At 64.7% G+C, this 26,981-nt stretch carries 24 protein-coding genes; 13 read left to right on the plus strand and 11 right to left on the minus strand.

Going from position 1 to position 26,981, the window contains the following annotated elements:
* Positions 1-121: 121 nt before the first annotated feature.
* Both ACZ7KI_RS12325 and ACZ7KI_RS12330 read right to left on the minus strand, forming a co-directional pair.
* The gene (locus ACZ7KI_RS12325) at positions 122-802 is read right to left on the minus strand and encodes an SDR family NAD(P)-dependent oxidoreductase (RefSeq protein ID WP_470273214.1); all 681 of its coding nucleotides are present in this window, start codon (positions 800-802) and stop codon (positions 122-124) included.
* An 11-nt stretch (positions 803-813) separates the two neighbouring features.
* Complete coding sequence (locus ACZ7KI_RS12330) at positions 814-2,295, minus strand: AfsR/SARP family transcriptional regulator (protein WP_470273215.1); 1,482 nt, start codon at positions 2,293-2,295, stop codon at positions 814-816.
* Positions 2,296-3,002: 707 nt separating this feature from the next.
* Here ACZ7KI_RS12330 and ACZ7KI_RS12335 point away from each other — a divergent pair.
* Both ACZ7KI_RS12335 and ACZ7KI_RS12340 read left to right on the plus strand, forming a co-directional pair.
* Positions 3,003-3,542, plus strand: a complete 540-nt coding sequence (locus ACZ7KI_RS12335; RefSeq protein WP_470273216.1) for a nuclear transport factor 2 family protein — start codon at positions 3,003-3,005, stop codon at positions 3,540-3,542.
* Between the two features lie 3 nt (positions 3,543-3,545).
* Positions 3,546-4,415 (plus strand): SDR family NAD(P)-dependent oxidoreductase, encoded by an 870-nt coding sequence (locus tag ACZ7KI_RS12340; RefSeq protein ID WP_470273217.1) that lies wholly within the window; start codon positions 3,546-3,548, stop codon positions 4,413-4,415.
* 79 nt (positions 4,416-4,494) lie between these two features.
* On the opposite strand, the gene ACZ7KI_RS12345 is transcribed toward ACZ7KI_RS12340, so the two are convergent.
* Positions 4,495-4,779 (minus strand): hypothetical protein, encoded by a 285-nt coding sequence (locus ACZ7KI_RS12345; protein ID WP_470273218.1) that lies wholly within the window; start codon positions 4,777-4,779, stop codon positions 4,495-4,497.
* A gap of 273 nt (positions 4,780-5,052) precedes the next feature.
* Here ACZ7KI_RS12345 and ACZ7KI_RS12350 point away from each other — a divergent pair, with 273 nt between their 5' ends.
* Positions 5,053-5,607, plus strand: coding sequence for a GNAT family N-acetyltransferase (locus ACZ7KI_RS12350; protein ID WP_470273219.1), 555 nt, complete (start codon positions 5,053-5,055; stop codon positions 5,605-5,607).
* Between the two features lie 430 nt (positions 5,608-6,037).
* Positions 6,038-6,406, plus strand: coding sequence for a hypothetical protein (locus tag ACZ7KI_RS12355; RefSeq protein WP_470273220.1), 369 nt, complete (start codon positions 6,038-6,040; stop codon positions 6,404-6,406).
* Here ACZ7KI_RS12355 and ACZ7KI_RS12360 read toward each other — a convergent pair.
* A complete protein-coding gene (locus tag ACZ7KI_RS12360; protein ID WP_470273221.1) occupies positions 6,369-6,938 on the minus strand; it encodes a TetR/AcrR family transcriptional regulator in 570 nt (189 codons plus the stop codon). The two genes, ACZ7KI_RS12355 and ACZ7KI_RS12360, sit on opposite strands and share 38 nt — an antisense overlap.
* A 72-nt stretch (positions 6,939-7,010) precedes the next feature.
* Here ACZ7KI_RS12360 and ACZ7KI_RS12365 point away from each other — a divergent pair, with 72 nt between their 5' ends.
* Positions 7,011-7,880, plus strand: coding sequence for an SDR family oxidoreductase (locus ACZ7KI_RS12365; RefSeq protein WP_470273222.1), 870 nt, complete (start codon positions 7,011-7,013; stop codon positions 7,878-7,880).
* 30 nt (positions 7,881-7,910) lie between these two features.
* Here ACZ7KI_RS12365 and ACZ7KI_RS12370 read toward each other — a convergent pair whose 3' ends face one another.
* Entirely contained in the window at positions 7,911-10,220 is a 2,310-nt protein-coding gene (locus ACZ7KI_RS12370; protein WP_470273223.1) for a helix-turn-helix transcriptional regulator, read from the minus strand.
* Between the two features lie 323 nt (positions 10,221-10,543).
* Between ACZ7KI_RS12370 and ACZ7KI_RS12375 the strand changes: the two genes are divergently transcribed.
* The 5 genes from ACZ7KI_RS12375 to ACZ7KI_RS12395 all read left to right on the plus strand — a co-directional run bounded on the left by ACZ7KI_RS12375 (position 10,544) and on the right by ACZ7KI_RS12395 (position 15,598).
* The gene (locus ACZ7KI_RS12375; protein WP_470273224.1) at positions 10,544-10,933 is read left to right on the plus strand and encodes a DUF3224 domain-containing protein; all 390 of its coding nucleotides are present in this window, start codon (positions 10,544-10,546) and stop codon (positions 10,931-10,933) included.
* 103 nt (positions 10,934-11,036) lie between these two features.
* Positions 11,037-12,278, plus strand: coding sequence for an MFS transporter (locus tag ACZ7KI_RS12380; RefSeq protein WP_470273225.1), 1,242 nt, complete (start codon positions 11,037-11,039; stop codon positions 12,276-12,278).
* A gap of 157 nt (positions 12,279-12,435) precedes the next feature.
* Positions 12,436-13,308, plus strand: coding sequence for a LysR family transcriptional regulator (locus ACZ7KI_RS12385; RefSeq protein WP_470273226.1), 873 nt, complete (start codon positions 12,436-12,438; stop codon positions 13,306-13,308).
* Between the two features lie 327 nt (positions 13,309-13,635).
* On the plus strand, positions 13,636-14,427 hold the full coding sequence (locus tag ACZ7KI_RS12390) for a hypothetical protein (RefSeq protein WP_470273227.1): 792 nt from the start codon (positions 13,636-13,638) through the stop codon (positions 14,425-14,427).
* A gap of 259 nt (positions 14,428-14,686) precedes the next feature.
* The gene (locus ACZ7KI_RS12395) at positions 14,687-15,598 is read left to right on the plus strand and encodes a LysR family transcriptional regulator (protein WP_470273228.1); all 912 of its coding nucleotides are present in this window, start codon (positions 14,687-14,689) and stop codon (positions 15,596-15,598) included.
* 10 nt (positions 15,599-15,608) lie between these two features.
* Here the strand turns inward: ACZ7KI_RS12395 and ACZ7KI_RS12400 are convergent, their stop codons facing one another.
* From ACZ7KI_RS12400 to ACZ7KI_RS12415, 4 genes are all read right to left on the minus strand, one after another.
* Complete coding sequence (locus tag ACZ7KI_RS12400) at positions 15,609-16,832, minus strand: MFS transporter (RefSeq protein WP_470273229.1); 1,224 nt, start codon at positions 16,830-16,832, stop codon at positions 15,609-15,611.
* 197 nt (positions 16,833-17,029) lie between these two features.
* Positions 17,030-18,508, minus strand: a complete 1,479-nt coding sequence (locus ACZ7KI_RS12405; RefSeq protein ID WP_470273230.1) for a S8 family peptidase — start codon at positions 18,506-18,508, stop codon at positions 17,030-17,032.
* A gap of 959 nt (positions 18,509-19,467) precedes the next feature.
* Positions 19,468-20,457: a S8 family serine peptidase gene (locus tag ACZ7KI_RS12410; RefSeq protein ID WP_470273231.1), complete on the minus strand. Its 990-nt coding sequence runs from the start codon at positions 20,455-20,457 to the stop codon at positions 19,468-19,470.
* Between the two features lie 445 nt (positions 20,458-20,902).
* A complete protein-coding gene (locus ACZ7KI_RS12415) occupies positions 20,903-21,271 on the minus strand; it encodes a hypothetical protein (RefSeq protein ID WP_470273232.1) in 369 nt (122 codons plus the stop codon).
* Positions 21,272-21,638: 367 nt separating this feature from the next.
* On the opposite strand from ACZ7KI_RS12415, the gene ACZ7KI_RS12420 reads away from it, so the two are divergent.
* Positions 21,639-22,157 carry a TrmH family RNA methyltransferase gene (locus ACZ7KI_RS12420; RefSeq protein WP_470273233.1) on the plus strand — a complete coding sequence of 173 codons (519 nt, stop codon included), beginning with the start codon at positions 21,639-21,641 and terminating at the stop codon, positions 22,155-22,157.
* Between the two features lie 436 nt (positions 22,158-22,593).
* Here ACZ7KI_RS12420 and ACZ7KI_RS12425 read toward each other — a convergent pair whose 3' ends face one another.
* The gene (locus ACZ7KI_RS12425; RefSeq protein WP_470273234.1) at positions 22,594-23,037 is read right to left on the minus strand and encodes a hypothetical protein; all 444 of its coding nucleotides are present in this window, start codon (positions 23,035-23,037) and stop codon (positions 22,594-22,596) included.
* 161 nt (positions 23,038-23,198) lie between these two features.
* Positions 23,199-24,197, minus strand: a complete 999-nt coding sequence (locus tag ACZ7KI_RS12430) for an ABC transporter substrate-binding protein (RefSeq protein ID WP_470273235.1) — start codon at positions 24,195-24,197, stop codon at positions 23,199-23,201.
* A 715-nt stretch (positions 24,198-24,912) separates the two neighbouring features.
* Here ACZ7KI_RS12430 and ACZ7KI_RS12435 point away from each other — a divergent pair.
* Positions 24,913-25,818, plus strand: coding sequence for an NADP-dependent oxidoreductase (locus tag ACZ7KI_RS12435; protein ID WP_470273236.1), 906 nt, complete (start codon positions 24,913-24,915; stop codon positions 25,816-25,818).
* A 213-nt stretch (positions 25,819-26,031) separates the two neighbouring features.
* A complete protein-coding gene (locus ACZ7KI_RS12440; RefSeq protein ID WP_470273237.1) occupies positions 26,032-26,964 on the plus strand; it encodes an NADP-dependent oxidoreductase in 933 nt (310 codons plus the stop codon).
* The last annotated feature ends 17 nt before the right edge of the window (positions 26,965-26,981 follow it).

The raw sequence follows: 26,981 nt of genomic DNA on the forward strand, positions 1-26,981 counted from the left end.
ACCCCCCCCCCCCCCCCCCCCCCCCCCCCCCCCCCCCCCCCCCCCCCCCCCCCCCTACCCCCCCCCCCCCCCCCCCCCCCCCCCCCCCCCCCCCACCACTGCATGTTCGCCGTTGTCTTGGTTAAGCCAATCCTCCGTTGACGTCGAGAACGGCGCCGTTGACATAGGACGCCGCCTCGGACAGAAGAAACGCGATCGGTGCGGCCACCTCATCAGGCCGCCCCAAGCGCCCCGCAGGAATCGAGTCCGTGTAGTGCCGCAGGCGGTCACGTGGAATGGCCGCCGACATCCCTGTTTCTACCACACCAGGGGCGACAGCGTTCACCCGGAACCCGAATCGGCCGAATGCGGAGGCGATTCCCTTGGTGGCGGAGACCAAAGCGCCTTTGGACGCGCCGTAGGCGGGATCATCACTGCCAGTGCGGGCGACCACAGAGGTGACATTGACGATGGACGCGGGCTGCTCGATGGACAGGCGCCGCCGGATCAGTTCTCGGGTCAACATGATCGCGGCCGTGACATTGACGGCGAGTACCTCCGAGACGTAGTCGGGCGTCGTGTCGAGAAGACCGGTCGCCCGGTACAGGCCGGCCGCGTTGACCAACGCGGCCGGACTCCGCAGTTCGGCCTCGACCTGATCGAACAAACCGACCAGAGCACGTGTGTCACGGAGGTCCAGCTGGATCGAGACGTCGGCGTCGGCCGGAAGCAGGTCGACGCCGACGACGACCCAGCCACCTTCGCGCAGCCATTTTGTAGTCGCTGCGCCGATTCCGCCCCCGGCACCGGTGACGACGACCACTTGCTCGCCGGTCACGCGAGGAGTCTCTGGGCGAATTGCGACATCGTCGCGACATCGCTGATGCATTCCGCGACGGCGGCCAATGAAAGAGGAAGATATCCACAGTACCCGACAATGGATGCCGCGTCGGCTCGCTCTGTCGCAACGCGTTCCGCACCCACGAATTTCCCGAAGAGCTCCAATGCCTCGGCATGCATGAGTACATCCATCGCGATTCGCTCTCCGCCGTAGGCTACAGCGACTTCCGCCAGCTTTCTTCTGCTCGTGATGATGACGGAGTTCCCAGGCCCGGGCAACAGAGGGACAACCTGGCTGAAGGCTTCGGCGTCGTCCAGCAGAACCAGCATCCGGCGGCCGGCGGTGATTGTTCGGAAGAGAGCCGCGCGTTCGTCGAGTTCGTCCGGTATTTCGGAATCCGATCGCCCGAGAGAGCGCAGCATCGTTCCCAAGGCTTCCTCTGCATCGGTCGGAGCCGACCCTGGCGTGCTCCGAAGGTTCACGAAGAGCTGACCGTCGGGGAATAGATGGTCCCTGAGGTGGGCCCAATGTACGGCGAGGGCTGTCTTGCCCACGCCCTGGTCGCCATCCACCGTCACCAGTCTGAGCGTCGGCGTCCCACTGTCCATCGGGGACGCGGACTTGTCCAATTGCGCAAGATATGCGTCGCGACCGGTGAATTTCGCTGTGCCCGGTGGTACCTGGCGTGGCACGACCGGAGAAGCGGATACCGACCGGCCGTTCGGCACCACTGGGTCGATGTCGTCGGCCAGGACTCGCGTGTGGGCCGCGCGCAATTCTTCGCCGGGATGGACCCCGAGTTCGTCGGCGAGCCGGCTCGCGATCGCCGCGTACGTCGCCAGGGCTTCGGCCTGGCGGCCCAAGGAGTGGAGGACACCGATGAGTTGCACCCAGAATCGCTCACGGAGCGGCGCGTCCGTGGTCAGTCTGCGGAGCCGACCCACCAGCTCGCCGTACTCGCCGAGGCGCAACTTGGCGTCGACGTAGTCTTCCTCGGCCTGCAAGCGTGACTCCATGAGCCGGCGGAGGTCGGTCGATGGCGGGTTGTCGAATGCGACATCCTCACAGGGATCACCGCGCCATAGCTCGAGCGCCGCGGACAGCAGTCGTGCACGTTCGGAGTCGTCACGACTATTTGCCGCGGCCGCGACCAGTTCCTCGTAGTCGAGGAGGTCGAGTCGATCGGGCGCGATCGTCAGCTGGTATCCACTGGGCACGGTGGTCAATAGCTCCCGTGAGGGGCCGAGGACCGCGCGTAGCCGGGTCACGTACAACTGGACAGCCCGGCGCGGACACTCAGGTGGGTTGTCACCCCAAAGCCGGCTGGTCAGCTGGCTGATCGTCACCGGCCTGTTAGGCATCAAGAGAAGTGATGAAAGCAACACCCTTAACTTCGGGCTGCTGATCTTGATCGGATGATTTCCGTGCTTGACGGTCAGGGGTCCGAGGATCGCGAATTCGAGTTCCCGGACCACATGGTCTCGCGAATGGCATGAGCTGTCTTCAACCCCCAGCATAAGACAAGCTTCTCCTGTGTCTTCCGATTTGTGAGGAATTCCGCCATTACTGAAGTCGGGCAGATCTGTGGCGGTCCTGGTTGATTCTCATCGGCTGACGTGGGTCCCGCAAGATGAAGTCGATGATTCTTCGGGTATAACCGATGCACAGTAAGGCATGACCCAGGGGAATGAGTCGACCTCTACCCTGAAGGCCAGGTGAAGCACCACCATGGAGGTGTTCTGGTCTCCGCGGCACCCGCTGGGGACGGGACCGGCCGCGGAGACCAGAACTGCGCGGCCAACAGCGACTTCTGTCGGAGGCGGTGCCTACCTTCACCTCCCGGCTGGGGGCACGAGCGGCAAGGTGCGGTCCCGCCCTGGCCGCGGCTGCCGACAGAAGGAAGTCGACGTCGAGCCAGTGTTCGACGAGTGCGGGTCAAGTATCGATCGGAGCGACTTCATGTTGGCTTCGGCTCACGCTCGGTGGCGATTCGTCCACTTCGGGCGCTCGTGAAGAGGTGCGAGTGCCACTCGTCGGGGCGAGCCTGTGCAGATGGCCATCCCCGCGGAGCCGAGCCGGTGCCGAGGCCTTCCGCGATGCCCCATACGTATGAACGTGAGTATTGGACCCGCGGGAGCGCCGGTGTTTGTCTTGGGAAGGCCACTCCGGAAGGAAGCAGACTGTGGAAAACCGAAGCACACCCATCGATAGGGCAGCGGTCCTGCGCGCAGGCGGTGTAGGCGCCGCGGCGCTCCTGGCCACATCGTTGACCGGCGGGACGGCTTCGGCCGCGCCGGCGCGCGAACACCCGAACGTGAGCCTGATCCGCCGCTACTACCAAGCTTATGGTTCTGGAGATCTCAACGCGTTGAGGCAGTTCTTCACTGCCGACATCCGATGGACGATTCCAGGGCATCACCCGCTCGCGGGGACGAAGACGGGGCCGGACGAGGTGATCGCCTTCTTCGAACAGCTCGGACGCTCCGGGTTTCGGGCCGAGATCCTGTACCTGGCCGCAGACGGCGAGTGGGTGGTCGACCTCCATCGAGGGTGGAGCACCACTCCGGCAGGCCTTGACATCACCTGGGCGCTGGCCTATCGCATCCGTGACCGGAAGATCGCCGAGGCGATCAACTTCGCCGGCGACCAGCATGCGGCGGACCGTTACTTCTGGCGGCAATACCCCCTCGCGAGGATCCCCGCCCGGCTGGAACAGGACTGAGACATGAACGAAGGAGCAACGTCACGACGCCGGGTGCTGGCCGCGGGAGCGCTGGGTCTCGCTGCCGGCACTCTGGGACCGGTCGCCACCGCTTCCGCTGTCACCTCGCGGAGGGGCAGATTCGACGGCAAGGTCGTTCTGATCACCGGAGCCACCTCGGGTATCGGTGCCGCCACGGCACGCGCGATGGCCGCGGAGGGCGCGAAGGTGTACTTCTGCGGCCGTCGCGAACAGCTGGGCAGGGAGGTGGCGAACAGCATCCGGGCCAGCGGCGGTGAGGCGACGTTCCATCGGACGGACGTCCGCGCCGAGGCGGACGTCCGCGCGTTCGTCGAGGGCTGCGTGCGCCGATACGGCCGCTTGGATATCGCTGTGAACAACGCGGGTATCGAGAGTCCGCGTGCGGCGCCTCTCGCGGAACAGACGTTAGCCGATCTGGAGAATGTCTGGCGTACGAACACCGCCGGTGTATTCCTGGGAATGAAATACGAAATCCCGCACATGCTCGCGCGGGGCGGCGGGGTCATCGTCAATACCGCGTCGATCTCCGCGGAAGTCGGGTTCGCCACGATCGCGCCGTACAACGCGAGCAAACACGGGGTCGCGTCCTTGACGAAGGTCGCCGCCCTCGAGTACGCGGACAAGAACATCAGGGTGAACTCGTTCGCGCCCGGTGCGGTGGACACTCCCATGCTTCGCCGTGCCGCCGAAGCGTTCGGGGTGACCTACGAACAGATCGCGCAGGACTACCCGATCAAACGCATCGTGCGGCCCGAGGAGATGGCGACCGTAGTGATGTGGCTCAGTTCGCCCGAGTCGAGTGCTGTGACCGGAACCGATGTCGACGCCAGCGGAGGATACCTGACTGGGTGACGGCCTGCCGTAGCCGTGAATCAGGGATCCGCAGCGGCTACGGCACCATGAACGACCGGCGCCTGCGACACCGACGATGTCATCGTTCGGTGGCGTGCGTGACATCTTCGGAGATCTGGAATTTCGCCGTCAAGTAGGCGCGCGTGAATGCCACGGCACTACCGTCGATCATATGAACAGAAGTCCCGCTGATACCTTCTTTCGCGAGTTTTCCGATAAGCCTGTCGACTCGGCCTCTCGCGTCGAGCAGATCCGCTGCCCGGGTGGTGAAAACCTTGTCTGAAGCAGTGAGTGAGACCCTCCATTCGCCGGAGGACTCCATGTAGGTCACGGTGATCACGCTGGCGGACTGCTCGATCGGCACAGATCATGATGGTACGGATCTGTTGACCGCGAGCAGCCTCCCGGGCAGCTGCGGGGAACTGTTAACACGAACGCAATAGCGGGCTTACCCGAGGGTAGCGGTGTGCCGGCCGGTCAGAGGACGGGCGCCAAGGCGGTCTTCGGATTCAGTTCGACTTCAATCAGTCGCCTTCATTTGGATGACTTTTGTGTTCCAGGTGCCTTTGAGTGTCGGAGAAAATAGGGAGACGATGACAAACCCGGGGCCGGGCTTCGCTGTGCTGATGTCCGCGGCGTGTTGACTTGGAGGCATGTCACTCCGGATGACTTCCCATTGCTGTCTCGATGGCTGGCGGCTCCCCATGTATCCCGGTGGTGGTCCCGAGAGGCACCGCTGGAAGCGGTTGAACGTGCTTTCGGGCCGTCCGCGCGTCGTGAAGAACCCAACGAGGATCTCATGGCCGTCGTGGACGATGTGCCTGTCGGACTCGGGCGGCGCTCGTTCCTGTGCGACTACCCCGTCGGTCTGCTCGATCTGGCCGAGATCACCTTGGTGCCGACGGGCGCGATGACGTTCGGATTTCTCATCGGCGACGCGGCGAACATCGGTCGAGGACTCGGTACCGAGATGGTTTCCTCCGCCCTCGACAACCTTTGGGCTGATCATGAGGATGCCGAGTGTGTCATCGTCGCTGCGCACGTGGGCAATTCCGCCTACTGGCGCACACTCGAAAAGGCCGGTATGGCCAGGGTCGGCAGCGGTGAGATCGAACCGGGTAACCCAGCGGTTGACGTCCGTCATCACGTGTACCGGATAGACCGGCCATACGTGCCCACCGGACCGGTCTGACACCGCACAGGCACGGAGTGTTTCGGTCAAGCATGGTTCGACTGGGGTGCGAGCGCGATGTGCGTGGACGTGGATCGATGTGCGGCCGGTTATCGATCCTCGAGCAAGAGTCATAGCCGAATCGCGGCTTGGTTCCTGCCGTGGTGACGCGCCGGGTGTTGAATCGATTCGTCGAAACACTTCGCTGTTCGTGAAGTATCCGGGCGAGCGGGGGTGGTCGCGGTGACTGTCCCGTCCGGCGACTGTGTCGAGAGCCACCCAGGTGTAACTGTCTTATGAAATGGTCCACAGGCGATCGAGTGGAGAGCTCGGTTCTTATTCTGCCGGTGCGTGTTCCGGTCGAGCCGGACAGCCTTCCCGGCATGGGACAACGGTGTGTTCGTCATCTCGTACGTACCCTCCGAGAACCGCGGTGCGGAAGGACGGCGACATGAACCGGCTCGACGGCAAGTCGACACTGGACGGTCTCTTTCTCCTGCACAAACAACTGCAGGAACTCGTGGTGATGCTCACCGTCGCGTCCGGCCCGGCCGACGTGGGGATATTCATGCAACGGCTCGCGGGCTCCGCGATCAGCCTCGAGCAACTGCTCGCGGCGGAGGATCCGGCGATCCTCGACTATCTGCGGGGGGCCTTCGCGCACGCGGCCCTGGATCGGACCGACGAACTGCGAAGCGATCTTCTCGACGCTTCCCGCCATCTGTTCATCCTGCTCAAAGCCAGGCGGGCGGCTGAAGGCGATCGGGAAGCGAGCGAGGGATTCACGATCCTGGACGGGCCTCCAACATTCCGTCGATGACGTAGCCGACCAGACGGTCCGCCTGGTCGGCGGACACGTGCTCTCGTGTCCACGCTCCGGCGTTCATCAGGGCGAAGAGGTCCGCGCCGGTCACCCCTGGGCGCAACACTCCAGTGCCGGCCGCGTTGGCGACGAGTTGCTCGCCGATCGCCGTCATCCGAGCACAGGACGTGTGAAGTTCCGAGGCCTCGTCGTCGGCGCCGTCCGCCAGCATCGCCGCGAGACCCTGGTAGGTGGCGGCGTGCTCGACCACCAGGTCGACCCAGCGGCGCAGCGCAGCTTCCGGTGGCTGGCCGGTCAGCTTCTCCCCGGCATCGAACAGCGCCTCGTTCCGGTCCCGAAGCAGCGCTTCGAGTAATGCCCTGCGGTCTGGGAAGTGCCCGTAGAGCGTCCCGATCGCCACGCCCGCCCGCCGAGCGACACCGTCCAGTGGTGCGCCGACACCGCGTTCCCGGAACATCACGTCAGCCTCTGCGAGCAGCCGCTCACGGTTACGACGTCCGTCGGCTCTTGGCCGCCTCGTGGGATTCACGCTTGCTCCCGCTTAACTTGAGCTACCCTCGACTTATTAGTCGAGACAGCCTCACTTTAGCTGGAGACCACGATGATCCTGCTCACCGGAGCATCCGGAAGTATCGGTCGGCACCTTGTCCGCAGCCTGCGTGACAGCGATATCACCGCTTTCGTGCGGAACGCGAAGACCGGTGACGAGCTGGGCTGCCCGTACGTCGTCGGAGACCTCGATGACCTGGACTCGATCGCGGCCGCGGTCAAAGGCGCGGACCGGGTGTTCCTGAACGCCGGCGGTGCCCAGCCCGTGAACGGCGAGCAGCCGATGATCCGCCAGCAACGAAGCGTGATCGACGCGGCCGTCGAGGCCGGTGTCGACCACATCGTGAAGGTGTCGGTATGGCACGCGCGCGAGGGTGGGAGGTTGGCGGAAGGTGCGCACGGGGTCATCGAGGAACACTTGAAGGCCTCCGGCATCGGCTGGAGCCTTCTGCAGCCGAGCGGATTCATGCAGAACTTCCGCACCGGCGCCGGGCTGTTCGTCGAAGACGGGAACATTCTCGGTGCCTACGGTGATAGCCGGGTGTCCTACGTCGATTGCGTGGATATCGCCGCCTGCGCGGCGGCGCTGCTGACCGGGGAGCCGCGGCATGGCGAGACGTTCGTGCTCACGGGGCCGCAGGCGCTGACCCACGCCGAGATCGCCGCCAGGCTGTCAACGGTGGCGGGCCGGGAGATCCGATATGTCGATCTGCCCGCCCAGGCTTTCGCCGACCGGCTCGCCTCGGCAGGACTGCCCGAGGCATTCGCCCAAGACGTCGCCGAGTTGTTCACGGAGGTCGCTGAGGGCAAGCTCGCCGCGACGACGACGGCCGTCGCTGACCTCATCGGTCGTCCGCCTCGCGCGTTCGAAGAGTTCCTGCATGACGAAGCCGTGCCTGTTCGCGCGGCTTGGGCGAACTGACCACGGCATGTTCACGGGGCAGTGCCCCGGTCAGTCGGGCGCTCCGGTGATGGCCCAGGTGGCGATCTGAGTCCGGTTGGTGACGTTCAGCTTGGTCATGATGTGGTCGACGTGAGTAGAGGCGGTCCTCTGGCTGATGGCGAGCGTTTCGGCGATCTGACGGTTGGTCATGCCCTGGGCGACCAGGCCGGCGACTTCGGTCTCGCGTGGGGTCAACGGGTGGCGAGCGCCGGTCTGCGGCGAGGGATTCCGCTCAGCGAGGGTGTAAGCGATGCTTTCGTGCGGGGGCATGGTGTATCCCCTGGTGAAGGCCGCCGCGGCGGCGTCGAGACCGAGTTGGGTGGTGACGGTTTCGGTGTCCTTCTGGATCGGGTCGGTGAAGGCCGCGTACCGAGCCGGGGACATGCCGATCGTCGCCCACATCGCCGTCGCCGCACCGAACACCGTCGCCGCCCGCCGGAGCTGCCCGCTGCGGGCGGCGACACCCGCGCTGACCGTGAGGACGAAGGCGAGGATGGCCTTGTCCTGTACTTCTTGTTCGAGCTGAAGGGTCTCGTGGCAGGCCTCGCGTGCTCGCTCGAGGTCGCCGACGAGGTACTCGGTGGCGCCCAAGGACCACAGCGCCCACGATCGCCAGAAGATCTCGCCGCGGGAGGCGTACTCGGCGACGCATTCACGCAGTATCCGGCGCCCGCGTTCGAGGTCGCCGGAGAGCCCGGTCGAAATGCCGTGGTTGAAGCGTGCCCACAGCTCACCGCTGAGATCGCCCAGTTCGTGCTGCCACGCACCGGATCGCGCGAACAGGTCGGCGGCTTCGGCCATGCGGTCCGCTGTCAGGGCGTCGTAGCCGCGAACGAGCAGGAGGTAGGCCTTGACGGAGTCGTCGCGTTCCTGCTCGGCGGCTTGCGCTGTCTGTTCCAATGCCGTTTCGTAGGCGGGCCGCTCCCCTTGGATCAAGGCGAGAAAGGTATAGGTGAGCAGGGCGTTCGCGCGCCCCGGGGCGTCCGGGCGAGCCGCGTCGAGCAGTTTGCCGAGATGCAGCCTGCCCTCCGAGGTGAGGCCATGGATCAGCCAGAACTCTTTGATCTGGAACGCCATGGACATCCCGTCGACGGCGTCGTCCGGGTTCTCGCCGCAGAAGTCCAGTGTCGCCCGCAAGTTGGCGTGCTCGCGGTGCAGCCGCCGGCTCCAGCTCAGCTGGTCCGGGCCGATCCACGCTTGCCCGCACTGCCGGCCGAGGGCCAGGTACCAATCACTGTGGCGCCGCCGCATACGGGCCGCGTCGCCCGCGGCGGTGAGCTTCTCGTGACCGTACTGACGGATCGTCTCCAAGAGGCGGTACCACACGACATCGTCTCGCTCATCGCGGATCAGGATCGACTTGTCGACCAGGCTGTCGATGAGCTCGAGTGCCTGTGCGGCCGTCAGTCCGGCGTCGGAGCACACAGCCGCGGCGGCATCGGCCTCGAAGCCTCCGGAGAACACGGACAGCCGGGCCCAGAGCAGGCGTTCGGGCGCGGAGCACAGCTGATGGCTCCAGTCGATCATCGCCCGGAGTGTTCCGTGCCGCTCCGGACCGTGCCTCGTCGCGCTCGTGGTCAGCAGCGCGAGCTGCCGGTCCAGGCGTTCCGTGATCTGCCGGACCGACAGCGCCCGTATTCGCACGGCGGCGAGCTCGATGGCGAGCGGCACACCTTCCAGGCGCTCGCACAGCCGGGCCACGTCCTCGGCATTGCTCTCGCTGATCTCGAACGAGGGCAGGACGGCCGACGCACGATCGGCGAACAAGCGCACCGCGTCTACCGCCAGCAGTTCCCGCAGGTCCATCCTCGGCCGGGGGACGGCGAGAGGCGGTACGGGCAAGACCTGCTCGCCGGTCACCTTCAAGGGATGCCTGCTGGTCGCCAGGATCGCCAAACGCGGGCAACGCGTCAGGAGGGAGTTTGCCAGCCGGGCGCAGCTGCCGGTCAGGTGCTCGCAGTTGTCCAGGATCAGCAGGGCGCGTCGATCTCGCAGCCAGTCGACCAGCACTTCGACCGCCGGGCGGGCCGAGCGATCCGTCAGTCCCAGTGCCTCGGCGACGGTGTTCGCCAGCAACTCCGGGTCGTTGAGATCGGCCAGCGCCACGAAGTATGCGCCGTCGGGGAATCCTGCCTGTGCCGAAGTCGCGAAATGCGCCGCGAGGCGTGACTTGCCGACTCCTCCAGGGCCGGTCAAGGTCACCATCGGGCCGTTGTGGCCTGCCTCCGTCAGCCGAAGCAGTTCGGCGGTCCTGCCGACGAAGGTCGTCAACTCCGCCGGAATCCGGCCCACCGCGCCGGAGGTCCCTGCGGGGCTCATCCCAGTCCTCCTCGCTGTCGTGGCCCACCACTCGGTGGAGCCCTGGCGCTTTCGTCCCGCGGTGGAGTGGCCATGTTCGGACGGCGTCCGGCCGCTCGCAACTCGTGATCCGAGGCCCGGGCTCGAGTGTATGGGTGACTGATCCATTTCGCTGGGTAGTAAGGCGCCCCGGCGGATAACCGTCAGGATATGGATCACGACTTCAATTGCATTGTGCCGGTCTTGCCTGTTGCGAACGCGTGGCGGCAAAGTAACGCTGTTCCCCCGATGGGGATCGCGCACCGCCGCGGCGGTGCCTGCACACACGGAAATGATGAGAGTCTATGAACGAAGTGACCGGCCGGTTCGACCTGGGCAGCTGGGAAGAGGAAGTTTACGACGAGCAAAACGGCGTCAGCTTGCTTCGCGTACGGAACACCAAGACCTTCGAGGGCGGCATTCAGGGCGTGAGCGAAGCGAACCTGCTTCAAGTGCTGGCTCACAATGGCTCGGTCTCGTATGTGGGAATGGAGCGGGTACGCGCGAAAATCGACGATCGCGAAGGTGACTTCGTACTGCGCCACACCGCGTACGGGAATGCCGGAGGCGGGGTCGCGATCATCGAAGTCGTTGCGGACTCGGCTGGCGGCGACTTGAAGGGACTCAAGGCCAAGATGGACATCAAGCGTTCGCCGGAAGGCGAACACACCTACGTCTTCGACTACGAGCTGTAGCCGTGTTGTTCGTGACAGGTGATAGATGATGTCCGGGATTGTCAATCGTGTGACAGATTTCCGGATGGTGCGGCATCAGAGCTGCCTTGTATGAAAGGTCGACTTGACGGTTCGTGGTGAGTCGCGCGGCTGGCGGGCGGCGCTCGCGATCGAAGACTTCCGGGCCCTGTGGATCGCCGAGATCGTGGCTTCGGCCGGTGAACAGCTCGCGAGGGTGGCGATGGCCGTTCTCGTGCTTGCCCGTACGGGGTCGGGGGCACTCGCCGGGCTGACCTACGCGTTGACGTTCCTGCCCGCGGTGGCGGGTCCGCTCATCGCGGGAGTCGCCGACCGATACTCGCGCCGCGCCCTCCTGGTGGCCGGTGATCTGGCGCGTGCCGTGCTGGCCGGTCTCATGGCGGTCCCCGGGCTGCCGTTGCCGCTGTCGCTCTGCCTGCTGCTGGGCTTGCAACTGGTGGCGCTACCGGCGAAGGCGGCCCGGGGAGCCATGTTGCCCGATGTGCTTCCGGGAGATCTTCTGATCACGGGCCAGTCACTGAGGCTTGTGACGCAGCAGATCGCCCAGATCACAGGGTTCGCGCTGGGAGGTGCTCTGAGCGGCATCGCGCCCGAGGTGGCCTTGGCGACGTATGCGATCTGTTGTCTCGTTTCCGCGGTTGTCGTCGCCCGGTACGTAGGACCTTGGTCACCCCCGGCGGCGGCGCGGGGTGGCTACTGGCGGTCCAGCCGGGAGGTGGTCCGTGTCATCTGGAAGCATCCCGGTTTGCGGGTTCTCGCCTTGCTGGCGTCCCTTCTCGGAGTGACCGTGGTGCCGGAGGGTCTCGCGGCCGCCTATATCGCCGAGATGGGCGGCGGGGCCTGGGAAGCCGGGTTGTTGATGGCGGCAGACCCGGCCGGGATGGCTCTCGGCGCCTCCGTGCTGGGCAGCCGGTTCATCTCCGCCGAAGGACGGCTCGCGTTGATGGCGCCGCTCGCCGCCGCGGGAGGCCTTCCGCTTCTGGTGTGCCTCGCCCGTCCAGGGCTGGTCTTGTCGGCCGTGGTGTTCATGGTGGCCGGAGCGTGCGCGGCGTATCTGGTCGTCGTGGGCGCGACGTTCAGCCGACTCGTCCCGGCCGCGCTGCGGGGGCAATGCATGGGCCTCTTCAATGCGTTGCTGGCCGGGTCGACAGGGGTCGCGGTTCTCGCCGCGAGCACTTTGACGTCATTGGTCGGACCGGCCGTGAGCATCGCCGCATCTGGCACGCTCATAGTGATGACTGGTGTGGCGGCGACCGTGCTGTGGCGCCGAGTGCCGCGGTCGACGCTGACAGCATCGAACTCCACTGTTGACCGGCCGACAAGCTGAATAATATTCGTGATAAACGTGAAGGTCGGCGACCGGGAATGTCACCGAAGTGCGCAGTGAATTGAGTCGTGCCGATATCCGCTGGTCCTTGGAGTAGCCTGCGGACATGACAGGTGATGTCGGGGATCGGGCGGCTCCCACCGTGCACCAATTACGAATGTTTCTCGTACTTGCCGAAGAGCTGCATTTCGGCCGGGCCGCGGCGCGACTCTACATGAGTCAGCCCGCGCTGAGCCGTCAGCTGAGCGCGCTGGAACGACGGCTCGGTGTCGAACTGGTCTCCCGCACCAGCCGCACGACTTCGATCACGGCGGCCGGTCTGTCCATCCTGCCGGACGCCCGCATGGTGGTGCACGCGATGCGCAGGCTCCAGCGTCTGGCCGGGGATCATACCCGCGGTCTGGCGGGCAGAGTGGTGATCGGCACGGTCGGTGCGGAGGCGACGATGGCGCATACCGTCACGATCCTCGACGAGGTGCGCAGGCGCCATCCCGCGCTGGAACTGGACGTGCGGCTCTTGGGTTTGGGTGACCAGTACTTGAGTTTGAGCACCGGTGAAGCGGATGTGGTGTTCTGTCGTCCGCCCGCGGCGGAGGACATCCGGACGTTGCATCTCAACAGCGAACCCCGAGTGGTTTGTGTGGCGGCGGACGACCCGCTGGCGGGCAAGGACAGTGTGCGACTGGCTGATCTGGACGACCGGGTCGTGGTCTCGTTCCCCCCGGAATGCCCCAAAGTCTGGCGCGACTTCTGGGCGGCTGATCCACGTCCGAGTGGCGTGCCGGTCCGATATGGACCCGTCGTCTCCGATGTCGAGTCCCTGTTCGCGTTGATCGCCAGGGGTGGGATGATCGGGTTTCAGCCTTCTGCGGCTCGAATTCTCTTCCCTCGTCCGGGAATCAAGTATCTCGACGTCGTCGACTTGAGTCCGTGCACCTCGGCGCTGGCCTGGCATGTCACCGCGGAGAACCGGCCGGCAGTCATCGCCGTTCGTCAGGCCGCGCTCGCCGCCTGGCAATCGAAAGGGTGAACAGCAACGGCCTTCGGTGGTCTGTCCATCGCTCCCGGCCGCATGGTCTCCTTCTTGTTGAAAGCCTGACTGGAAACCCGATGATCTCGGGTGACAGCGGGGTACCATACTCGGCGCATCCGCGTCGCATTCATGGTCGATATCCGAAACGGTATCATTCGGTTGCTCTCTTGCATCGCTCGTACTCCTCAACTTCACGCCCTCGCTTGGCAAGGAAGAGTAGGTTGTGATTCACGCGTTGAGTCGTGCATATTGGGGGTCAGGAAGACGTGATGAACACAAGGGCAAGAACTATTCATGTTTCCGGGGGTTGAGCGGTCTGCGTGAGTGATCGCCCAGCGCTCTGAATACTTCGAAGCGGCCGAGAAATCTCCCGACGGGCCGTTTCGGGCGGCGGTCCCGGTGGCTCTCCCCTTCACGGCCTCCGGGGCCGCGTTCTTATTTCCCGAAGTTCGACCGCTGTCCGAAAATGGTGACGGTCGAGTCAGAATGGCAATTCTCTACTGTCAGAGGAACGCGATGTATTATCCGCAGCTGAGGAAGCGGCGCACGGGCTTCATCGTCGCGACCATCGGTGCCGCAATGGTGCTGGTCTTGTTTGTGGTCTATGCGACGTCGCGGATAGTGGTACTGGCCGGTCCGATCGGCGCCGATGCCACAAACCTCCGGGTGGACCCCGAATGTCAGATTCCCGGCGGTCTGCTGGAAACGGCTGGAACCACGAATCCGACCGTGTCCACGATTTTGTCCGGCGCGGGGGAGCGGATGATTTCGTGCGACTTTGTCACCCTTAAAGGGGCAAGTAAGTCGCGGGAGCGGAAATTGGTCGTCCGTGTCAAAGATTGCGACGGCGTCGACGCGGCACTGAGGTACTACTTCGCGAAGCTGCCGACCATGCGTGAGGTCAAACCACTGGAAGCACTTGGGGGTCAAGCGGTCGAGTCGATAGTGCAGCTGGATGAGGCAACTCTGGTCACGATCATCGTACAAGATGGCAATCGGTTTGTTTCGGTACAGTACGACGGGTCTGACAAGGGTTTCTTCGGTATGGGCCCGGCTGTTCCCGAAGAGGCGTCGACGGTCGCGTTGGAAGTGGCCCGTAGGTTCGTGTCAGCGTAGGCTGGTCGGCGCTGCCGAACAGAATAAGTGATCGGCGCTCGGTGTTGCAAGGGAACCGGCGAGTTGAATCTGAAATATGGTCGTTCGTAATCCCCTGCGGGATCCGCCGCCCTGTCCGGCGCAGAAGCAGTAGACGGCGTTGAGCGAAGCCGTCGTCGAATTCGGACGGGCGCCCTCGCACTGGACGAATCACGGATAGTTGCTTTCTGGGTCCTGCTCGGCTCTAGCCGGTGCGGGGCGAACTGGGGATGAGGCAGAGATGGATCATTGGAGTGCGCCCACGGTGCACCAGCTACGTATTTTTCTTGTGCTGGCCGAAGAGCTGCACTTCGGCCGTGCGGCCACGAGGATGTTCATGAGCCAGCCCGCGCTGAGCCGGCAGTTCACCGCCCTGGAACAACGTCTCGGCATCCAGCTCATCACTCGCACCAATCGCACCGTGGAGCTGACGGCGGCGGGCAAGGCGATCTTGGCCGAGGCGCAGTCGATAGTCACGGCGACGCAGGTGCTGCATCGTGTCGCGACCGAGTACACCCGAGCCGCGATGGGGAAAGTGGTCGTGGGCACGATCGGCGCCGAAGCCGCGATGGAACACACTCGCCTGGTGCTGGCTGAGGCGATCGAGCAGCATCCTGATCTGCAGGTCGAGGTTCGACTGCTGAGCGTCACAGAGCACTTTCAGAGCCTTTACGCCGGAGAGGTGGACGTCGTCTTCTGCCGGCCGCCGGCCCCGGAGCAAATCCAGACGCATCATCTGTCGACGGAGCCTCGTATCGTGTGCTTGCCGGCGGACGATCCGCTGGCGGGCAGGCACGAGGTGTCACTCGCGGAGCTGCGGGACCGCGTGGTGATCGACTTTCCTCACGAATGTCCGCCGGCATGGAGGAAGTTCTGGGCCGTGGACCCACGACCCGACGGTTCTCCGGTGAAGTACGGACCGGTCGTGAGGGACGTCGAATCTCTGTTGGCCACGGTAGCGCAGGACAAGGCCATCGCGTTCCTGCCGTCGGCCGTGAGAAGGTTCTTCCCCCGGCCGGGGATCGTGTTTCTCGACGTGGTGGACATCCCTCCCTGCACCTCGGCGCTCGCCTGGCATGTCAACGGGAGCCAACGACCCACTGTCATGGCGCTCCGGCAAGCAGCCGAGAAGCTGTACCCGACCGGGGTCTGAGTTTCGGGGGTCAGTCGACCGCGGCCAAGGTCTCACGTTTGCCGGACCGCCGGATCGTGAGGGATACGACCGCGAGGGCGATCGGGACGAGCAGGATCGCGGCTAGCGCCGTCTGTGGGTTCGTGGACACCAGGATCGCCACGAGGAACGACCCCAGCGCTACACCCAGGCCGTGAGCGGCGTACTGGATCGAGAAGCCTTCGCTGCGGGAGTCCATCGGGAGCGCGCGTTCCAGAGCCTGGCTGCGCAACGCGTTCACCGGAGCGATGAACAACCCCCCGGCGACCAGTGGTCCCACCAGCCACGGCGCCGATGACAGGGCGATAGCGGGAAGCAGGAACAGGCCCATGAGCACGAGTGCGATATCCGCCTGTATCGAGGCCCGGCCGACGAGTCTGTTCGTTAGGGCCGCGAGCAATACGCCCCCGAGAAAGCTCCCCGCCGAGATCGCCGCCGCGAAAACGCCGGCGATCGTCGAGGACGTTCCCAGGCTCAGCAGCAAGGCGGGGAGCACCGCGATCAGGCCTCCTTCGGCGAGACCGAGATTGAGGGAGGTGAGGTAGGTGGGCCAGGCTGCCGGAGACCTCCATGCCCGGCGAGCCTCGTCGGTTCCCGGCGAAAGCGTCGCAGGTGGAGGTCCATTTTCGGGAGTGACACCGGCCAACCTGCGGGTCATCGCGGCTCCCGCGAGAGCACACCCTGCCATCGCCGCCAGCGCGAGGGCGGGCTGACCGGCGACGAGGACGGCACTGACGACCAGCGGAGCCAAGAACCATTCCGCTTCGAGAATCGCCGCGTCCCAGCTGAAAGCGAAGCGCAGCCGGACAGGGTCCAGCAAACCGGTGAGCATCGCACGGAAGCCGCCGGGCAAGCCGGACGGCAGGATGGCGGCCACCGCGGTCAGGGCGAAAAGCCAGGCGACCGGCCACCGGCCCCATACCGCCCACGCGAGTGTCGAGAGCGTGGCGGCGGAACCGAGCAGCGCCCAGGTCATGTGCGCGATCCCGGTCCGTGGGGCGCGATTGTCGAGGGATCGGCCACGCCAAGGTGCCGATACTGCCTCACCCAACGCGTAACATGCCGCCAGCGCGGCGCCGATCCCGTAGGAGCCGGTGACATGGACTCCCGCGAAGGCCAGCGCCAGTGCGGCCATCGCCGGCGGCATCCGTACCAGGCCGACAGCGGCCGACCAGCGCCACCAATTCCTGTTTCCCGCCAGGCTTTCCTTTTTCACGAGTTCGACGGTAACTTCGGGAGTTCGCTGCGGCCATGGAAAGACGGTTCGTTCGTGTTAACTTCAGATTTCGGTGTGCTGGGCGATGTTTTGTCCGCGCATGCCGAATCGGCTGATGGATGCTCTTCGAGAATTCCATCAGCCGATCGGCTTTCCGTCAACTTGTTCTTTTACTCTTGCTCAGAAGGATCGCCGGTTCAGCGAACTGCTTTGAGTGCGTTGACCAATCCCTTGCCGTAGAAGCCGGCGCCGGTGGATCCGCCTTCGCACACAGCCCGGAACTCGCCCGTCCCGCCCGGATCGTGCACGCCTCCGGTGGGACAGGGGAGTATCTCCGCCCCAGCCTCGGCAGCGGCTTTGAGGGTGTCCCCGGACAACGCCGGATTGCGACTCTTGAGCAAGGCCAGCACACCGGTGACGTGGGGCGCGGCCATGGAAGTGCCCTGCAGGTAGCCGTACTGTCCGCCGGGCAGCGTGGAGAGAACCTGTCCGTTCGCGTCCGGGGTCGCCGGAATCTGGAACTTCTTGTCACCTCCCGGAGCGGTGAGGTCGGCGAGTCCGGTGCCGTAGTTCGAGTTGTAGTAACGGGACTTCGCCGAACCGACCGAGGAAACCCCGATGACTCCTGTCAATTCGGCAGGAAGGGTAAGGCAGGAGGAGTCGGTGTTCCGGGTCACGGTGGGGCCGTTGGTCGGGCTCTTCGAGTCGACGATGTCGTGCGCGAGGTCCCAGTTGTTGTTGCCCAGTGAGCTGACCGGAGTGACCGAATGACTGGTGGCATACGCAAGGGACCGGCGAATCGCCTCAGTGACAGCGGCCTGGTCGGGATCCGCCTTGCACCACAGATACCAGGGGTCGATCGCCAGCGAGGTGTTGGCGATGTCCACGCCATGGTCGGCGGACCAGATGTACCCGCAGATAGCGGACTCGGGATAAATGAAGCCTTCCGTGCCGCCGACCTTGATCGAAGCAAGACGCACGTTCGGTGCGACACCCGCGACACCGACGCCGTTCTTGGCTGCCGCCACGATGCCGGCCACGTGGGTGCCGTGCCCGACTTCGTCCTGCCAGGCCGACTCCGTCTGGTCCGGAACACCGGCGTTGGCGCAGTTGACCGATGCGGACTTGTCGATGTTGTTCTTCAGGTCGGGGTGGGACGAATCGATGCCGCTGTCGAGGATGCCGACAAGGACGTCACGGCTGCCCTGGTTGATCTCGTTGGCCTGATCCGCGCCGATGAGCTTCATGTTCCACTGGTTGGCGGCCAAGGGTTCGGCGGCGGCCGGCGTGCGCTGGCCGCGCGCGGCGTGTTCCTCGATCTTTGGCGAGATCGGCGCGGAACCCTGGCTGCGGCGTGCCAGTTCGGCCTTGTTCCTGGTGGCGCCGACTCCGACGACACCGCTCTCCTTGCGTACGTTCGTGGCGAAGTCCGCTCGCTTGGAGCGGGCGATGATCACCCCGATCTGTGGCCACCGCTGCACGATGGAGCCCTCGTGAGCGCCGATCGCCATCTCGGCCAAATCGAACGGCGTGCCTTTCGGTACGAGGACCGCGAAGTGCGCGCCCCCGGTGGTGTCGATCGGGAGCGACGGTGCGGCGTCGGCCGACGGGATTGCCGCCAGGCCGAGCCCGGCCGCGAGTGTTCCGGCGACAGCGAGCCCTTTGGCGCGCCTCATCGGACGGAAAATGGACATGTGGAAACAAACCTCCAGGATGAATTCCCCAGTTACGGTGCCGCGGCCGTGCGACAGAACGACGGCAATACGCGGTCGATTCAGCCTGGCAGTGCTGAGCGATCGAATACAAGGTCTCGGTCATGCACAGTGGTCGGGCCTCGATAGCCTGCTGTATATGCCCTCCTCGCCGGCGAAGACACCTTGGACTCGATTGAGAGAGAGGCACCTTCCGTTTTCTTGATCCGGACGGCCGGGATCGGTGAGGACGACATCATCACCTCGTCCTCACCGGCCCGGTTCAAGGGACCTAATGTCGAGGGGCAAGTCAAATATGGCGTGACTTTGTTGGTTTCGCCGCTCCACGTGCGTCCATAAAGGACGCTTTCTGGCGGCTAGATGCCTAATTTATGCCCATATGTACGACTCTGAGCTAGGCCGCGAGTGGCAAAGAGGGTTATTGAGGGGTAAGGCAAACGTAGCGTGTCTCGGGCGAGACGGTGGCTGGGTGACGCGACACCGCACTTGCGTGCTCAAACCCGGATCTCGCGTGTTCAGACTCCGCACTCCCGAGTTACGTCCCCAGGCACGCGAGTTACGCCTTGGCCTTCACGACCGGCCGCCGAGGTCACAGTCGTCTCACCGTCACCAGGGATCACATCTGGCGGTAGCGAAAGCCTCCTTCGCTACCGTCAGAGTAGGCAAGGAGGCCCTCGCTACCAGGCGAACGCGTACGCAGAAGCGGCACAGGTCCCGCACCACGACACGGTTGACTTTCCCCTCAATAGAACCCTGATTGCCACTCACGACCCCCTGTGAAACGGCGCAAACGCGCCAATCGGGCTCATTCAGCTCAAGAGTATCTCTTGTGGACAGTCGGGAACGCGCAGGCCTCTAGGCGAGTTCGCCCCCACGGCCAACTCCGTCACGCCACATTTGCCTTACCCCTCAGAGGTGCTGAGCTACCTGGTGCCGGTGAAGAGGAGACGGTCTGGCTTGGCTCCCGAGGGGATGAACTTGACCGGGGTCGCCTTGCCGACCAGCTCCTGATGCACTTGCTGTGGTGTCCAGGCCGGGTGTTCCGCCAGGATCAAAGCGGCGGCGCCCGCGGTGAAGCCGCTGCCTCCGTCGAAGGCTCCCCACATGTTCTCGTTGCTGCCGGGGCCGATGGCGGTAGGAGCGTCCGCAGGGGCGGCCAAGTCGACGCAGGATCCGGAGTGCGTCAGGGGATGAACGGAATCGGAGTTCGAGCCGGTGAATACTCCGGTGGAGGTGATGACTTCGGGGACGCGCGCTGGTGAGGCTTCGACGCAGACGTCGCTGTCGTGCTCGGGCGAACCTTCCGCGTTGGTAACCCAGGTCACCCCGGATTTGATCGAATCACGGATGGCTTGGTCGACCTCGACGCTCGCAGACAGGCTGGAGGGAATCAAGGCCACGGCGGGACGCACCGCATTCGCGGTTACCCATTTGATGCCGGCAGCCACTCGCGAGGACGTCGTTCTGCGGGCGCAATCGCGCACGCGCACAGAAACCAGGTGCGTCCCCTTGGCGACGCCATACTTGATGCCACCGACCTGTGCCGCCGAGCCGGTGGCGGTATGTTGCCAGCAGTCCTTGGCGATGGTCCCGCCGACAAGGTCGACCCCCTCGGTGGCGCGGCCGCCGAAGTCTGTGTGTGTCACGTTGATTCCTGCGTCCAGGACGTAGGCGTGCACGTTGTCGGCAGAGGTCGTCCAGCTGTAGGTCTTCGAAAGGGGATAGCTTCGCTGGTCGAGCCGATCGAGCTCTTCGGTCGGGTTGGCCTGGATTCCCGACGCGAGCGGGCGCGTTGTGTCGATGTGCTTGTCCTGGACCGCCGCGACGGCGGCCTGCTGGAAGGAAAGGGCGCTCGCTCCCATCAGGAAGGCGGCGACGAGGGTGCTGCGTCTCAACCTTTTGTGCGTGGTCATGCGACTGAACTCCTCGGATTGATTGCCGTTCGGGCAATGATCATCACGAAGGGTAGCCAACCTCACCTTCAGGTGGACTTCATGAGCAGGTCGAGGTTTCGTCATGACGACGGAAGAGGTGCTGATCAGTGGTTATACGGTTGGGGGGCGCGGGAGTGTCCCGATGAGGTCAACACCGCGGCTCACTGCCGATATTCATGAGCCGGAATCGAGAGTCAGTACGCGATTCAGGTTTTGCTTGAATCCTGGATCGCGAGATGGGGAAGACGAGCGCCTTGAAGCGGGCGTGCCTGTCTTGAGGTGCCGCTGTGTCCTTCGATGCTGCTGGCAAGGCGTGATATCAGGAGTGGGAAGCCCGCCTGGATCGCGTTCGGCCATGGGGCGGGCCGCGAGTGGTCAGGACGGCTCAAACCGTCCTGACCACTCGTAAGTCCGAGAGTGACCGTCAGCAGGGGATGCTGTACTTGACCGCCAGGTCGTTGTCGCCGCGGAACAGGTCACGCCGCACATTGGGTGCGAAGTCCCCGATCACTCCGTCGTTCTTGTAGAGGCGCACCGTCCTGGACTTGGTCTGGATCGACGAGACGCGGTACTTCCATTCGGTGGGCAGGTCCTTGGTGCCGCAGGCGTAAAGCTCGTAGCGGGAGGTCTGGCCTCCGGCGTCCTCGTACAGGCATCCATAGAGTCCCTGGCATTCCCAGGCGGTCACTCCCGCGGTTCCGGCCGCGGCCGTGGCCGGGGACAGCAGCGCCGACGAGGCGGCCAGGGCGGTCAGGGTCGCGGTGATCGCCGCGCGCCGACGAATTCTGGGCATTTTCACTCCTGTGGAATCGCGGCCTGATATGGCCGTTCGGAGTAAAACTAACGTCCGAATCTCGGCGGGGTCAATGATCGACGCATTGTCAAATCAAGTGTCATTGATCTATGAATGGTTATGATATCAAACCTTGCCTGAATGGTTTGAAGGAATTCTCCGCCTATTAATTTGCGAGAAACGTTTAATGGGAGAACGCGGTGTCAGACCGGCTTCCGCACCGTCGAGGAGTTGTGGGTCCTCGACGGCGTCACCGTCGAACGGAACAGGCTCCTGTGGTCTTCCTCGTTGCTCGCGGCGGCAGGACTTCCGGTACCATGGTCTTCATGATCAATGAATACTTGGGAGGCGCGACGCCTCACCTCCGGTGAGGCCGTCGATCAGGGTTCGCACACGTGCGGAACTGCGTGCGAACCGGCGGAAAAAAGCCCACTCCTGCTGGGGTCACCTCGTTGTCGCACCGTTGTGGCCACTGCACGGCGCCAATCTCGGCACACTCTTGCGGACCTGTGACGCGGTCGGTGCTTGTCTCGCCGTGCCGCGGTTTCCATGGGTGCCAGAGGCGCTCCGGCGTGGGAATACCTTGCGACGGCCGGCATGCGTGCACTGGGTGCACGATCCGCCGGGCTGGCTGACGAAGGAGCGGGCCGCAGGTACCACGATAGTCGGCGTCGAGCTCGCCGAAGAAGCCGTGCGTCTGGCCGACCTTCCGCTCGCGCGAGGCCGCACCGTCGTCGTGCTCGGTCATGAACAGCAGGGCATCCCACCCGACGCGCTCGACCTCCTTGACACCGTAGTCGAGATTCCCATGGTCGGTACCGGCGCGAGCCTTAACGTCGCCGTGGCGGGCAGCCTCGTCCTGTACAAGCTGGCGGGCCTGGTGTGATCGTCGTCGACACCGCTGCCACGGACTGCTCGGTGGCTGCGGTCCGGTGCGCTTCGGGGTGCGGCGCAGCCGGCCTCGGACCGCGGGGAACACGCCGGCCAGAGGCTTGATCATCGCGGCATCGGTTCCGACCGGGGCGGATCCGGCCCGTGCGAGCATCGCGGGTGTACGACGCCGCGCGGGCCTGGCGCGGTCGAACCGCAAGCTTCCTGGCGCGTGCTGTGCGGTTTCTGGCGCAGCGGACGACGGCGGAGATCGCTCACCAGGTCACCCAGCGCGTCCACGCGGCGTCGCAGGTGGTCTACGTCGACAACCACATCGCCGCGATCGTTGGACGCGACCCTCAGATAGGACTGGTCGCAGCGTGGCGGCTGTCGGTACCGCTGTCTCGTGGGAATCAGCTGGCACCGACAGCCGTCGATCCGGATGGTGTTACTTATACGGCGACCACAGCGCTCTTTTTCGTCCAGACCGGCCGACCCGAATGATCGAAAGCAGTGATCCACGCGTAGGCCTGAGCGTAGGAAACCTCACCCTCGGCGAAGATGCCAGTCAGGTGTCCGCTCGAGTCGGAATCGCACTTCATGCCGAGTGGAACCCATGTCCCTCCGCTCGGGAAGATGATGTGGAAGTAGTCCACTTCGATGCACACTTTGCTGTACGCGCCGCAGTTTCGGAAATCGCCATTCGCGGCGATGTTGCGTTGCATGCGAAAGGGATTGAAGACGTTGATCCAGTTTTCGCAGGCCACCGTCTTATTACCGTCGGTGGAGGCAGGTGCGGGAGAGGCCAGAGCGGGCTGCCCGGACAGCCCCAGGAAGATCGCGGCGAACGTGAACACCAGTTTGTGAACGAAGCCGCGGGTGGAGCGAGGACGCATCTCTTGTATCCCTTCGTGAAAGTCCGGCCTCCGTGATCGATCGGAAAATCGACTCGAAGGTCGAGTTGTCACTTCATGACGGGATAATGGTAAGTTCGGTGAGATTCTCCCCGGCTTCATTTCTGTGTTGTCGGCCTCCTTGTGGAGAGCGTCGGGTGGTCCTAGGCGAACTTGTTCAGTGCCGCGGTCAGTTCGGTCAGCTGCGGTGTGAAGCGTTGGTACGAGAACGGTGTCTCGTTGTTCCAGGGGATCAGCTTCCCGGTCTTCACGGCGGGTAGCTGGGTCCAGGTCGGCACGCCACTCAGGTCCTCCGGGCGCAGCGAAAGGGAACCGCCGCGGTTGTCGTACATGATCACGTCGGCGGTGTACTTGCCGATGTTCTCCCAGCTGATCTGCTGGTAGTAGCCGCCCTGGCTTTGGTCCGGCGCTTCGGGGAGGACGAAGTCCATGCCCTTGTTCTGGTAGTGCTTCGAGGTCGCGAACATCGGCGGGTTCGCGACGTAGACGGTGTCCTTCTGCGCGGAGACCAGGAGGACCTTCAGCCCGGACGACTTCTTGACCGCGTCGCTGAGCGCGGCGTCGGCCTTTTCGTACTCGGCCTTCGCGGCCTGGATCGCCGGAGTCTCCGTGTCGGCGCCGAGTGCCTTCGCCAGCGCGATGAACTTCGCGATCCCCTCCGGCATCGCGAGCCCCTGCAGCCGGATGCCGACGCTCGGCGCGGCCTTGTCGATCTTCTCCGTCTGCGTGTCCGGGACGTACCACATCCGGTCCTTGAGGTACATCACGCTGACCAGCAGCTGCGGGTTCAGCGAGACGAACTTGTCGAAGTTGAACTCGTTCCACACGTTCCCGAGCGACGTCACCGCGTTCAGGTCGACGCCGCCCGCCTGCGGGTCCGGCTTGCCGTCGGCGAACTTCGACGGGCCGAAGATCCCGACGGACTTCACGCCCAGATCCCACAGCGCCGCGGCGGCGGTCACCTGCGCGACGATCCGGGTCGGCCGCTCGCCTTCGAGTTTGCGGCCGCGGTCGTCGGTGTACGACCACGTCGTGCCGGCCCCTGACGCGGGTTTCTCCTCCTGGTAGCCGCAAGCGGTGAGGAGGCCGGTCGCGCCGAGCGCCGCGGTGCCGGCGAGAAAGCCGCGTCGAGAGAGGTGCATGCAGGTTCCGCCTTCAGTTCAGACGACATCGCCGTCGGCCGGATTCACGGAGCGGAAATTTCACTGGGGTTCGATGTCACGAACGTGATGAAAAATGCTTGCACAGGCGGCTGTCGTAGTCCGCGCCTGGCGCCGTGATCATTCACAGGGGGAGGCGCTTCAGGCAACGGCTTCGTGATTCCTTTCCTGTGTTTATCGATAACCGATTGCGTATCGGTGCTTGTCGTCTTCTGTCGTCGTCGGTGCCCTGGCCGACACGACGAGCGTGCAGCCGACTGGTTCGGGCAAGGTGTTCTCGATCGTGGCGTCGTCAGACACTGGCGGCAGATCCTGCGGCAGCGCCAGGCCAGTCAGGCGATGCCCCTTCCCAGAAGCCGCTCGACCGCCACGCCGGAGAGCCACTGGACAGGTGATGCGACGCGCCGCCGGTACCCGGTGTCGCCTGCGCATCCGCTGGTGTCGGCACAGACTCCGCGTGGTCAGCCATTGACTTTGCCTCCGCGCCCCCGCTGAAAGTCGCGCGCCAGCCGAGGGTCACTGTCCCCGCCACCGCCAATCCTGTCCGTTCCGTGCCCGTGTGGCCGTTCGCCGCCCGGAAGATCGCGAACGGTGAGCCGACTTCAAAAGGGCTTCCAAAGCGGCCAGCTCGGGAATTCGATGTTCGTCGGCCGAGTTGGACGGCGTGACAGCAGAATCAGCCGTGTGAAGGACTTCCGTGCGCGCAATTGAGATCGATCGCTTCGGCCCTCCTGATGTTCTCCGCCTCGTCGATGTCGCCGAGCCCGGGCCGGCGACCGGGGAGGTGCTGATCCGGACCGTTGCGACGAGCGTCAATCCCGTCGATGACAAGACGCGGGCAGGTGCTATCGGTGAGGGCACACCGCCGTTGCCCATGAGGCTGGGCTGGGATGTGGCCGGTATCGTGGTCGATGGCGGTGCCGGTCGATGGCGCGCCGGGGATCGTGTGTTCGCGATGTCACATCAGCTCGGCACCCGTCGCGGGACCTGGGCCGACCTGATCGCGCTTCCGGCGGAAGCGGTGGCTACGGCGCCGCGCGGGGTCAGCCTTGTGGAGGCGGCTACGTTGCCGCTTCCCGGATTGTCGGCTGTACAGACGCTGGCCTGGCTCGGAGTGTCAGCCGGTGAGCGGTTGCTGATCGCCGGCGCAGCCGGTGCTGTCGGTGGGCTGGCGCTGCAGATCGCCCGCGCGCGGGGGATCGAGGTCGATGCCCTGGTCTCGCGGGATGAACAGGTCATGGTCGCTCGTGAGCATGGCGCCGGCCTCGTCTCCACCGATCGCGAAGGCTTTCGGGGTCGCGACTACGACGCCGTCCTCGATACCTTCGGGGGCTTCCTGACCGAAGCCGTGGCGGATGGCGGTAGATACGCGTCGATCGCCACCCAGGCAGGACCGGTTCCCGATCTGTCGGCACGTGGTGTTCGCACCACTGTCAATCAAGTGCGCGAGGACGGCGCGGCCTTGCGTGAACTGACCAGGCTCGTCGACCGCGGCGTCCTGAAGCCCCGGGTGCACGCGGTGTTCGGGTTGCATGACATCCGAGCCGCGCACGAATGCTTCCTCGGTGGGAACTTGACCGGGAAGATCACCGTGACCTTCTGAGCACACGTTCGCCTCCGAACAGACGCGCTCGCACTTTGTCGAGGCCACCGGTAGCGGGACCGGGCACTTCGGTCATGGAAGCCGTGCCGAAGTCGAACTGATGCTCCTGGCTGGCAACGTGCACAGGCGATGTCGGCGGATCAGGTGCTTGCGAGTGTCCTCGACGGGGCAACGCAGTGTGGTGCTCCTGCCGGGACTGTCAGGGGGAGACGGATGCGTGCGGTCGTGATTCGGCGATTCGGTGGTCCGGATGCCTTGGAAATCGACGAGGTTCCGATCCCGAAGCCAGACCGCGGTCAAGTGAGAATCCGGGTTTGCGCCGCTGCCGTCAATGCCGTCGACCTCGCCGCCAGGGCTGGATTTCTGGTGGCAGGAGACGTTCTGTCGCGTGCTGCCATCGGGATCGGATGTGACGTGTCCGGGCTGGTCGACGCGGTGGGAGAGGACGCCGGTGGCTTCAGTCCGGGCGACGCCGTCATCGGTTTGCGGGACCAGCCGGGCACGTCGCTCGGTACTTATGCCGACTACGTAGTCCTCGAACGCGGCGCAGTGGCCGCGGCTCCCAAAACCGTCTCACTCATAGAGTCCGCCACCCTGCCTCTCCACGGCCTCTCCGCCCTGCAGGCATTGGACCTACTCGAACTGAGGCCGGGGGCGACAGTCCTGGTCACCGGCCTCGCGAACGCCACGGGTGGGTTTGTCGCCACCTTGGCCAAGTCTAAGGGGTACCGCGTGGTCGTGGTCGGCGCGAAGGCCGACGAGGAGTTGGTCCGGGCACTCGGGGCGGAAGTCTTTGTGTCTCGTGAGGCCGCTTTCGCCGAGAAGGTGCTCGCGATGGTGCCTGGAGGAGTGGATGCGGTACTCGACACGGGTTTTCTCGGGCCGCACGCCGTCGGCGCTGTCGCCTCTCGAGGGCAATTCGTGGTGTTCGCGAGCGGCGCGGCCCCGGCTTCTGTCCGTGGCATCCGTGTCGTGGCGGTATCGGCTCGCGCCGATGGGGTCGGATTGGCGAAACTGGCGGGCCTGGTCGACGACGGCGTCCTCGAATTGAGAGCCGTCGATGTGTTCCCGCTGACGAAGGTGGCGGAGGCCCATGAACGCTTCGAGAGCGCCCGTCCTCGAACACAACTGGTGTTGAACCCTTGAAATCTACGAAATCGTCT

It is taken from the genome of Amycolatopsis sp. NPDC039088 (genome assembly GCF_055598845.1).